This is a genomic window from Sulfitobacter sp. UBA4523 (assembly GCF_002388305.1).
In the GTDB taxonomy this organism is placed as follows: Bacteria; Pseudomonadota; Alphaproteobacteria; order Rhodobacterales; family Rhodobacteraceae; genus Sulfitobacter; species Sulfitobacter pontiacus.
In genome coordinates, this window is the sequence record NZ_DGMH01000030.1 from 64,251 (window position 1) to 74,182 (window position 9,932).

General features: G+C 60.2%; 9 protein-coding genes and 1 pseudogene. 8 read left to right on the top strand and 2 right to left on the bottom strand.

The window, feature by feature from the left end:
• From B3849_RS07850 to B3849_RS07865, 3 genes and pseudogenes are all read left to right on the top strand, one after another.
• A partial coding sequence (locus tag B3849_RS07850) for a ferritin-like domain-containing protein (RefSeq protein WP_286779995.1) occupies positions 1 to 670 on the top strand: 670 nt, incomplete at its 5' end.
• 189 nt (positions 671 to 859) lie between these two features.
• Positions 860 to 2,426, top strand: a pseudogene (locus B3849_RS17660) (DUF5930 domain-containing protein).
• The gene (locus B3849_RS07865) at positions 2,416 to 2,916 is read left to right on the top strand and encodes a bactofilin family protein (protein ID WP_005852949.1); all 501 of its coding nucleotides are present in this window, start codon (positions 2,416 to 2,418) and stop codon (positions 2,914 to 2,916) included. Before B3849_RS17660 ends, B3849_RS07865 begins: the two are co-directional and overlap by 11 nt.
• A 139-nt stretch (positions 2,917 to 3,055) precedes the next feature.
• Here the strand turns inward: B3849_RS07865 and B3849_RS07870 are convergent, their stop codons facing one another.
• Both B3849_RS07870 and B3849_RS07875 read right to left on the bottom strand, forming a co-directional pair.
• Positions 3,056 to 3,610, bottom strand: coding sequence for a peptidylprolyl isomerase (locus tag B3849_RS07870; protein ID WP_286779997.1), 555 nt, complete (start codon positions 3,608 to 3,610; stop codon positions 3,056 to 3,058).
• A complete protein-coding gene (locus B3849_RS07875; protein WP_009826761.1) occupies positions 3,603 to 4,109 on the bottom strand; it encodes a peptidylprolyl isomerase in 507 nt (168 codons plus the stop codon). The genes B3849_RS07870 and B3849_RS07875 overlap by 8 nt, the downstream gene beginning before the upstream one ends.
• A 131-nt stretch (positions 4,110 to 4,240) precedes the next feature.
• On the opposite strand from B3849_RS07875, the gene B3849_RS07880 reads away from it, so the two are divergent.
• The 5 genes from B3849_RS07880 (at position 4,241) to B3849_RS07900 (ending at position 9,863) form a co-directional block, all read left to right on the top strand.
• Positions 4,241 to 5,434 (top strand): phosphoglycerate kinase, encoded by a 1,194-nt coding sequence (locus tag B3849_RS07880; protein WP_286779998.1) that lies wholly within the window; start codon positions 4,241 to 4,243, stop codon positions 5,432 to 5,434.
• 181 nt (positions 5,435 to 5,615) lie between these two features.
• A complete protein-coding gene (locus tag B3849_RS07885; RefSeq protein ID WP_005852941.1) occupies positions 5,616 to 5,915 on the top strand; it encodes an FtsB family cell division protein in 300 nt (99 codons plus the stop codon).
• Positions 5,916 to 6,092: 177 nt separating this feature from the next.
• Positions 6,093 to 7,103: a pyruvate dehydrogenase (acetyl-transferring) E1 component subunit alpha gene (gene pdhA / locus B3849_RS07890; protein ID WP_005852939.1), complete on the top strand. Its 1,011-nt coding sequence runs from the start codon at positions 6,093 to 6,095 to the stop codon at positions 7,101 to 7,103.
• Positions 7,104 to 7,106: 3 nt separating this feature from the next.
• Positions 7,107 to 8,504 carry a pyruvate dehydrogenase complex E1 component subunit beta gene (locus tag B3849_RS07895; RefSeq protein ID WP_278426004.1) on the top strand — a complete coding sequence of 466 codons (1,398 nt, stop codon included), beginning with the start codon at positions 7,107 to 7,109 and terminating at the stop codon, positions 8,502 to 8,504.
• A gap of 12 nt (positions 8,505 to 8,516) precedes the next feature.
• The gene (locus B3849_RS07900) at positions 8,517 to 9,863 is read left to right on the top strand and encodes a pyruvate dehydrogenase complex dihydrolipoamide acetyltransferase (protein WP_286779999.1); all 1,347 of its coding nucleotides are present in this window, start codon (positions 8,517 to 8,519) and stop codon (positions 9,861 to 9,863) included.
• Positions 9,864 to 9,932 lie beyond the last annotated feature (69 nt).

Genomic DNA, 9,932 nt, shown 5'->3' on the forward strand with positions numbered 1-9,932 from the left:
CCCGCCGTTGCGCCCCGCCCGCCCCGACCAGCCAGAACTTTTGTCGCCCCGCGATGTCCCCCACCGCAAGCCCGGATCGCCCGAAGGGCGCATCGCCTTGCTGCACGCCGTGGCCCATATCGAATTGAACGCGGTTGATCTGCACTGGGACATTATTGCGCGCTTTACCGATGTTAAAATGCCCATGGGATTTTACGATGATTGGGTCAGCGCCGCTGACGATGAATCCAAACATTTCAATCTGATGTGCGATTGTCTTGAAGCTTTGGGCAGCCACTACGGGGCCTTGCCCGCCCATGCCGGTATGTGGCGCGCTGCCGAGGATACGGTGGATGATTTCATGGGTCGCCTCGCCGTTGTGCCTATGGTGCTCGAGGCGCGCGGGCTCGATGTGACGCCCAATATGATTCAGGTGTTCAAAAGCGCCAAGGCCACGCAGGCCGTCGACGCGCTTGAGGTGATTTACACCGAAGAGGTCGCGCATGTGGCCTATGGGTCAAAGTGGTTCCACTTCCTGTGCGGGCGCCACGAGCTTGACCCGAAAGAGGCGTTCCACGATCTGGTGCGCACCTATTTCCACGGTGTTCTCAAGCCCCCGTTCAACGAAGAGAAGCGGGCAGAGGCCGGGATTCCACCGGATTTCTACTGGCCGTTGACCGAGAGTGTTTAAAATATTCGCCCTCCAAACCGTTGAATCGGCAATTTATTGCCAAATTTGTCGTTAAACTTTCATTAACCGCCGGTGGGAAAGTCTGAAGGGTTGCCCGACGGACCCCCACTGGCTAAGCACGGCGGGTGACAATCAGCGCGCGGTGGGGGCCTTGCGTGCTGTGACAGGGACGGAACAAGGATACCACGCGTGCGGACAAGGTTTGCGATCAAAATTCATTCGGCGCTTGAACGGTTTTTTCCCGAACGCCGCGTTTTTCTGAAATCCGATACCGACACACGCTTTATCCGCCTGCGCCCCGTTACCCAGCTTTTCGTCTTCACCGGGGCCTCCTTGTTTGTGGCCTGGTCGATCGTCGCCACCGCCGTGATCCTGATGGACAGCATCGGGTCGGGCAATTTTCGCGAACAAGCCAAACGCGACCAACGTACCTATCAGGCCCGGTTGAGCGATCTTTCAGCGCAGCGCAATGGGCGCGCGGAAGAGGCCGTCGCCGCGCAGGAGCGGTTTAACGCCGCGCTGAAGCAGATTTCGGTCATGCAGTCCGAGCTGCTGCAATCCGAGACGCGCCGCCGCGAGCTTGAGACCGGCATCGAAGTCATTCAAAGCACCCTGCGCGACACGATGAAAGACCGCGAAGCTGCGCGCACCCAGGTCGCCGAACTGGAAGGGGCCGCCGCCGGCGAAGGTAAAGCGACACGCGCTGCCAACGGGTCCTCCGCCCCGATTTCCCTGCTGGCAGAGGCGCTTGAGCGTACCGCCGCCGAACGCGATCAGGTGGTGATTGATGCGCAAGACGCGCTGATCCAGGCGGATGAACTGAACCAGAAGCTGGCCTTGATGCGCGAACAGAACGACGCGATTTTCCGCCAGCTTGAAGAGGCGATGACCGTCTCTGTTGCGCCGCTTGATAAAATGTTCCGCAGCGCGGGCATGCCGACCGACCGTATCCTCGCCACCGTGCGCCGTGGCTATTCCGGCCAAGGTGGCCCGATGACGCCGCTCTCCTTCACCACCCGCGGCGAAGAACTGAGCCCCGACACGCTGCGCGCGAACAAGCTGCTGGGCCAGATGGACCGGCTGAACCTCTACCGGATCGCCGCCGAAAAGGCGCCCTTCGCGAACCCGGTTAAAAACGCTTTCCGCTTCACCAGCCAGTTCGGCTATCGCCGCGANNACCGACCGGATGCTGGCCACAGTGCGCCGCGGTTATTCCGGTCAGGGTGGCCCGCTGATGCCGTTAAGCTTTTCCACACGGGGGGAGGCTCCTTCCCCCGACACCCTGCGCGCCAACCGTCTGCTTGGCCAGATGGACAAGCTGAACATGTACCGCATTGCCGCGCAAAAAGCGCCCTTTGCGAACCCGCTGAAATCCTCCTTCCGCTTCAGCAGCCCGTTCGGCTACCGCCGCGATCCCAAGACGGGGGGCCGCCGGATGCACAGCGGGACAGATTTCGCCGCCGGTATGGGCACGCCCATCCACTCCACCGCCGAAGGGGTTGTGACCCACGCGGGCTGGAGCTCTGGCTACGGGCGACTGGTTAAAATCCAACATGAATTCGGGGTCGAGACACGTTACGCACACATGTCTAAATTGCGCGTAAAAGTCGGCCAAAGGGTATCGCGCGGACAGCGGATAGGTGATATGGGAACATCAGGACGGTCTACTGGTGTCCACCTGCATTACGAAGTCCGTGTCGGTGGCAAGGCTGTAAATCCAATGATCTTTATCAAGGCTGCAAACGATGTTTTCTAAAAGCAAAATCAATGATCCCGCTCCTAAGTCCGACGCAGACACGTCCAGCACCGCTGCACCGTCATCCTCTGCACCGGCTGCGCCCAAGCAAAGCGAATTCAAGGCCAGCGCGCCCAAGGCAAAACCACCTGCCTCCGTGCTGTCCTCCGATCTGCACATCACCGGCAACCTGAAAACAACCGGCGACATCCAGGTTGAAGGCACCGTGGAAGGCGACATTCGCGCCCACCTGCTGACCATCGGCGAAACCGCGACCATCAAAGGCGAAGTGATCGCCGATGACGTTGTGATCAACGGCCGCATCGTGGGCCGCGTGCGCGGTTTGAAAGTCCGCCTGACATCGACCGCCCGCGTCGAAGGCGACATCATCCACAAAACCATCGCCATCGAATCCGGTGCGCATTTCGAAGGCTCCGTTCAGCGTCAGGACGACCCGCTGAACCCCGGCGCGAAATCCGCCCCTGCACAAAAGCCGAACCCGGCGTCCTGATCGGACAAGGGTGATGAATGTAAAAGGGCGTCGCACTGCTGCGACGCCCTTTTTCGTTGTGATATCAAAATCTTCGACTGCGAAGTGCTGCGCGACCAAAGCGGGGCAAAGGCGCAAGCACCCCTGCCCTACGCGATGATTATTCGGTCACCTTGACCTCGACCATACGGTCCGGCGTGCCGGTGACAGCGCCGTTGCCGCCGGTCCCACGCTTGATCGCGTCCAGCACGTCCAGCCCTTCGGTCACTTTGCCCACAACGGTGTATTGCCCGTTCAGGAAGTGCCCCTGGTCAAACATGATAAAGAACTGCGAGTTCGCGGAATCCGGGCTTTGGCTGCGAGCCATGCCGACAACACCGCGGTCAAAGGGGATGTCCGAGAATTCGGCAGGCAGATCGGGCAAGTCGGAACCGCCCATGCCCGCGCGGCCTGTGTCCCTACCGGCCTTGCCAAATTCAACGTCACCGGTCTGCGCCATGAAACCGTCGATCACGCGGTGAAACACCACGCCATCGTATGCCCCTGTTTCGGCCAGCTCTTTCAGCCGTGCCACATGCGCGGGGGCCACGTCTTCGGCCAGATCGATCTTGATGGTGCCTTGCGCTTCGCCATCCACGGTGATCGCCAGACCATCCGCGAAAGCCGCCCCTGCCATCACGGCAGAGGCAACGCCTGCTGCAATCAGATTACGCATCAGCGGCAACCTTGACGCTGATCATGCGATCAGGGTTCGCTGGCGGCTCGCCACGGGTGATCGCGTCCACATGCTCCATCCCCGAGATGACCTGACCGTAAACGGTGTATTGACCGTTCAAGAAGTCGTTGTCTTTGAAGTTGATGAAGAACTGGCTGTTCGCGCTATCAGGGTTGGCGGAACGCGCGGCACCGATGCTGCCACGGGCGTGTGGCACTTTGGAGAATTCGGCTGGCAGGTTCGGCATGTCCGACCCACCGGTCCCCGCGGCGCGCAGGTTGAAATTGTCTTCCATGTTGCCGTTGGCCACGTCGCCCGTCTGCGCCATGAACCCTTCGATCACGCGGTGAAAGGCCACGTTGTCGTATTTACCGGCGCGGGCCAGTTCCTTCATACGCTCTACATGTTTGGGGGCCACATCAGGCAACAGCTGGATGGTGACAGTGCCGCCCTTCAGTTCCATCAGGATCGTGTTTTCGGGGTCTTTGATCTCGGCCATGCCGGTCTCCTTTAAGAATTTCGTTGGCAATTACCTAGGACGTGCAAGCGCAATTGCCAAGCGGGTCCATTGACCCTGACGGCAATAACGGCAAAACACGACGGAAATTGTGGTTTTACACGAGGGACAAGATGGGCTGGAAAGCATTGGATGACATGGACCTGCGCGGCAAGCGGGTTCTGGTGCGCGTGGATATCAACGTGCCGGTTGAAAACGGCAAGGTAACGGACGACACCCGCATCCAGCGGATCATCCCCACCCTGCGCGACATTCTGGAACAAGGTGGCACCCCTGTGTTGCTGGCGCATTTTGGCCGCCCCAAGGGGAAGCGCGTGCAGGATCTGAGCCTGCGTGTCGTCCTCCCCGCGCTGGAGGATGCCTTGGGCCGCAAAGTCGTGCTGGCCGAAACGCTCGAGGCCGCCGAGGCGGGCACCGAAGAGATCAACGCCGCCGATGTATTGCTGCTCGAAAACATCCGTTTCTATCCGGGCGAGACCGAGAACGACCCCGATTTTGCCAAACGTCTGGCCGGTTTGGGCGATATCTATTGCAATGATGCCTTCTCTGCCGCGCACCGCGCCCATGCGTCGACCGAAGGGGTCGCGCGGCTCTTGCCCTCTTGTGCGGGCCGTTTGATGCAGGCCGAGCTTTCGGCGCTTGAGGCCGCGCTGGCCACTCCGAAACGCCCCGTCGGCGCGGTGGTGGGCGGTGCCAAAGTATCGACCAAGATCGAACTGTTGGAAAACCTCGTGAACCGGCTGGATCTGTTGGTGATCGGGGGCGGCATGGCCAATACGTTTCTGGGCGCACAAGGCGCAGATCTGGGCAAGTCCCTGTCTGAACCCGATTTTTACGACACCGCCAAGGATATTCTGGCACAGGCGGAAAAGGCCGGCTGCCGCGTTTTGCTGCCCGTAGATGGGCTTGTCGCACGTGAATTCGCCGCCCATGCCGCGCATGAGGTCGCAGCCCTTGGGGCCGATACCGTACTGGCAGCGGACCAGATGGTACTGGACGCAGGCCCAAAGACAGTTGAACTGGTCAAAGACGCGTTTGACGGCCTGAAAACACTGATCTGGAATGGCCCCATGGGCGCGTTCGAGATCGCCCCCTTCGACACCGCAACCGTCGCCGCGGCCAAGGCAGCGGCTGCGCTGACACGCGACGGCGCGCTGATCTCGGTGGCGGGCGGTGGCGACACCGTGGCCGCGTTGAACCAGGCAGGTGCGGCGGATGATTTCACCTATATCTCCACCGCGGGCGGTGCTTTCCTTGAATGGATGGAAGGCAAGACCCTCCCCGGCGTCGCCGCGCTGGACGCCTGACCTTATCCCCCGCCAGTCGTGGCACAGCGATGCGACTGGCGGAAAAGATATGCGACATCCTTGCCCAACCCCCTAAAAAGATGAACATTTTCTTGCCAATCGCAAGACGGGGGATTCCCTTCGCGAATCACCTGTGTCATACTGGGGGAACGTCCACTAAGAGACGATTAAAGGCAGATACATGAACCGCAGCAGCAAACCCGCTTTTGGCACTCTCTTGTTTTTCGCGATCGCCTTCGCGCTGAGCCTCTATTTCGCTTTCGCGGCGATTCAGGGGAACTACGGCCTGTTCCGCCGCGCCGAGATCGTGGCCGAAGCGCAGGATCTGCGGGTACAGCTTGCACAGGTGCAGATTGATGTGGCACGGATGGAGAACCTGACCCATCGTCTGTCTGACGAATATCTTGATCTCGACCTGCTGGACGAACAGACCCGCAAGGTGCTGGGGATGATCCGCGCCGATGAAATCGTGATCCGCTGATACCCGCGCATCATCCGTCATAATCCCCCGCAGCGTCATAAAAAATTCACGCCCCGCCAGCAGGGTATTGCGTGACTTGTAAATGCCTCTCGCCATCATTGCTCGAATCCGATAAGAGATAGTTTAACGCTAAACTATTTTGCGCGTGCGCGGGACAAACTACGGAGGAATTGCCCCATGGCTGCCCAGAAACCGACGAAAAAGACAAACGCCAGCGCCGAAGAGCTCAAGGCCTATTATCGCGATATGCTGCTGATCCGGCGGTTCGAGGAAAAAGCGGGCCAGCTTTACGGCATGGGGCTGATCGGTGGTTTTTGCCACCTTTATATCGGACAAGAAGCGGTGGTTGTCGGGCTTGAAGCCACGGCCAAGGACGGCGACAGCCGCATCACCACCTACCGCGACCACGGGCATATGCTGGCCTGCGGCATGAACCCCGACGGGGTGATGGCCGAACTCACCGGCCGCGAAGGCGGCTATTCCCGCGGTAAGGGCGGGTCCATGCATATGTTCTCTAAGGAAAAGAAATTCTATGGCGGCCACGGCATCGTAGGCGCGAACGTCCCCCTTGGCGCGGGCATCGCCTTTGCGGACAAATATAAAGGCAACGACAATGTTACCTTTACCTATTTCGGGGATGGTGCCGCGAACCAGGGTCAGGTCTACGAGACGTTCAACATGGCCGCCCTGTGGAAACTGCCGGTGATTTTCATCATCGAAAACAACCAATACGCCATGGGCACCTCGCAGCAGCGCTCTACCTCCAGCGCTGAGATCTGGGAACGCGGCAAGGCTTTCGGCATCCCCGGCGAAGCGGTGGATGGCATGGATGTGCTGGCGGTCAAGGACGCGGGCGAACGCGCGGTGAAACACTGCCGCTCGGGCGACGGCCCCTATATTCTGGAAATCAAGACATACCGCTATCGCGGGCATTCCATGTCGGACCCGGCCAAATACCGGACCCGCGAAGAAGTGCAGAAGATGCGCGACGAACGCGACCCCATCGAACAGGTGCGCAACATTCTGCTGGAACATAAACACGCCAGCGAGGACGATCTGAAAGCGATCGACAAAGAGATCAAGGAAATCGTTAACGCAAGCGCGGAGTTTGCCAAAGAAAGCCCCGAACCCGCGGCGGAAGAGCTTTGGACAGATATCTACGCAACCGAAGTCCCACAGGAGGCTTGAACCATGGCAATCGAAATTCTCATGCCCGCACTGAGCCCCACAATGGAAGAAGGCACGCTTGCCAAATGGCTGGTCAAAGAGGGCGACACCGTGTCCTCGGGTGACATCATGGCCGAGATCGAAACTGACAAGGCCACGATGGAATTCGAAGCCGTCGACGAAGGCACCATCGGCAAGATCCTGATCGACGCCGGCACCGAAGGCGTCAAGGTTAACACCCCTATTGCCGTGCTGCTGGAAGAAGGCGAAGACGCCTCTGACATCGACAGCGCGTCCAGCGCCGCACCGGCGACACAGGCCAAGGCCGACGACAGCGACGACGCCAAATCCGACAAAGCGCCCGCCGCCGCCAAGCCCGACGCCGAGGCCCCGAAAGCCCCAGAAACCGACACCACCCCCGACTGGCCCGAAGGCACCAAGCTGAAACAGCAGACGGTGCGCGAGGCCCTGCGCGATGCTATGGCCGAAGAAATGCGCCGTGACGAAGATGTGTTCCTGATGGGCGAGGAAGTTGCCGAATACGAAGGTGCCTATAAAATTTCCCAAGGCTTGCTGGACGAATTCGGGGCCAAGCGGATCATCGACACGCCGATTACCGAACACGGGTTTGCCGGTATCGGTGTGGGTGCCGCCTTTGGCGGGCTGCGCCCCATCGTCGAATTCATGACCTGGAACTTTGCCATGCAGGCGATCGACCACATCCTGAACTCCGCCGCGAAAACGCTTTATATGTCCGGCGGTCAGATGGGCGCGCCAATGGTCTTCCGCGGACCAAACGGTGCCGCGGCCCGTGTCGGCGCGCAGCACAGCCAGGATTACGCCGCGTGGTACATGCAGATCCCCGGCCTCAAGGTGGCGATGCCCTACTCTGCCTCCGATGCCAAAGGCTTGATGAAAACCGCGATCCGCGACCCCAACCCCGTCGTTTTCCTTGAAAATGAAATCATGTACGGCAAATCCTTCGATGTGCCCGATGTCGAGGATTATACCGTCCCCTTCGGCAAGGCCCGCATCTGGCGCGAGGGCACGGATGTCACGATCGTCAGCTTTGGCATCGGCATGACCTATGCGCTGGAAGCCGCTGAAAAGCTGGCCGAAGAAGGCATCGACGCCGAAGTCATCGACCTGCGCACCCTGCGCCCGATGGACACCGCCAGCATCATCAAGTCGGTGATGAAGACCAACCGCCTTGTCACCGTCGAAGAGGGCTGGCCACAAGGCTCCGTCGGGAACTACATCTCAAGCGTGATCATGCAGGAAGCCTTTGACTATCTGGATGCGCCGGTGATCAACTGCACCGGCAAAGATGTGCCCATGCCCTATGCCGCAAATCTCGAAAAACTGGCGCTTGTCACCACGGACGAGGTTATCGCGGCGGTCAAAAAAGTCACCTACAAGTAAGGAGCGGTCCACATGCCCATAGAAATCCTCATGCCCGCCCTCAGCCCCACGATGGAAGAAGGCACGCTGGCGAAATGGCTTGTCTCCGAAGGGGATAGCGTCTCCTCCGGTGATATCCTGTGCGAGATTGAAACCGACAAGGCGACGATGGAATTCGAAGCCGTCGACGAAGGCACCATCGGCAAGATCCTGATCGGTGACGGCAGCGAAGGCGTCAAGGTGAACACCCCCATCGCCGTGCTGCTGGAAGAGGGCGAAGAGGCATCAGACATTGATACCAGCGCCTCCGCCCCGGATGCCAAGGACAGCGCCAAGGAAGATGCCGCCGACCAAGACGCGGCCCCTGAAAAAGGCTACGGCCGCGGCGAAAGCGACGCCAATGACACAGGCACATCCGCCCCCGCCGCGCCCAAGGGCAGTGACGGCAAACGGCTGTTTGTGACACCGCTGGCCCGTCGCATCGCGGCAGACAAAGGCGTGGACCTGACCGAACTCTCCGGCTCTGGCCCGCATGGTCGCATCATAAAAGCAGATGTGGAGGCAGCCTCCGCCGGTAGCGCCAAAGCCAAACCGGCCGAAAGCACGCAAACCGCCAGCGCACCGGCAGCCACAGCGGCCCCTGCCGCCGGCCCTTCCGCCGACGCCGTGATGAAAATCTACGAAGGCCGCGCGTTCGAGGAAATCTCCCTCAACGGCATGCGCAAGACCATCGCCGCGCGCCTGACCGAAGCCAAACAGTCGATCCCGCATTTCTACCTGCGCCGCGACATCGAGCTCGACGCGCTTCTGAAGTTCCGCGGTGAGCTGAACAAACAACTCGAAGCCCGCGACGTGAAGCTGTCGGTCAACGACTTCATCATCAAAGCCTGTGCGCTGGCGCTGCAAACCGTGTCTGACGCCAATGCGGTCTGGGCCGGTGATCGCATCCTCAAGCTCAAGCCCTCGGATGTGGCCGTCGCCGTGGCCATCGAGGGCGGCCTGTTCACGCCAGTACTGAAAGACGCCGAGATGAAATCGCTCTCGACCCTCTCGGCAGAGATGAAAGACCTCGCCACCCGTGCACGCGACCGCAAGCTTGCGCCGCATGAATATCAGGGCGGCAGCTTCGCCATCTCGAACCTCGGCATGTTCGGAATCGACAACTTCGATGCGGTCATCAACCCACCCCATGGCGCGATTTTGGCCGTCGGCGCAGGGGTCAAGAAACCCGTCGTCGGCAAAGATGGGGAGCTCGCCGTCGCCACGGTCATGTCCGTCACCCTCTCTGTCGATCACCGCGTCATCGACGGTGCCTTGGGCGCGCAGCTGCTCAGCGCCATCAAGGACAATCTCGAAAACCCCATGATGATGCTGGCGTAACCCCTCTTCCAAATGGATCCAAATCCTCGGGGGTCCGGGGGCAGACAGCCCCCGGCCTCACAAAAAAAA

Coding starts and splice junctions, on each gene's coding strand:
- B3849_RS07865 (WP_005852949.1), top strand. CDS start 2,416: ATGTTTTCTAAAAGCAAAATCAATGATCCCGCTCCTAAGTCCGACGCA.
- B3849_RS07870 (WP_286779997.1), bottom strand. CDS start 3,610: ATGCGTAATCTGATTGCAGCAGGCGTTGCCTCTGCCGTGATGGCAGGG.
- B3849_RS07875 (WP_009826761.1), bottom strand. CDS start 4,109: ATGGCCGAGATCAAAGACCCCGAAAACACGATCCTGATGGAACTGAAG.
- B3849_RS07880 (WP_286779998.1), top strand. CDS start 4,241: ATGGGCTGGAAAGCATTGGATGACATGGACCTGCGCGGCAAGCGGGTT.
- B3849_RS07885 (WP_005852941.1), top strand. CDS start 5,616: ATGAACCGCAGCAGCAAACCCGCTTTTGGCACTCTCTTGTTTTTCGCG.
- pdhA (WP_005852939.1), top strand. CDS start 6,093: ATGGCTGCCCAGAAACCGACGAAAAAGACAAACGCCAGCGCCGAAGAG.
- B3849_RS07895 (WP_278426004.1), top strand. CDS start 7,107: ATGGCAATCGAAATTCTCATGCCCGCACTGAGCCCCACAATGGAAGAA.
- B3849_RS07900 (WP_286779999.1), top strand. CDS start 8,517: ATGCCCATAGAAATCCTCATGCCCGCCCTCAGCCCCACGATGGAAGAA.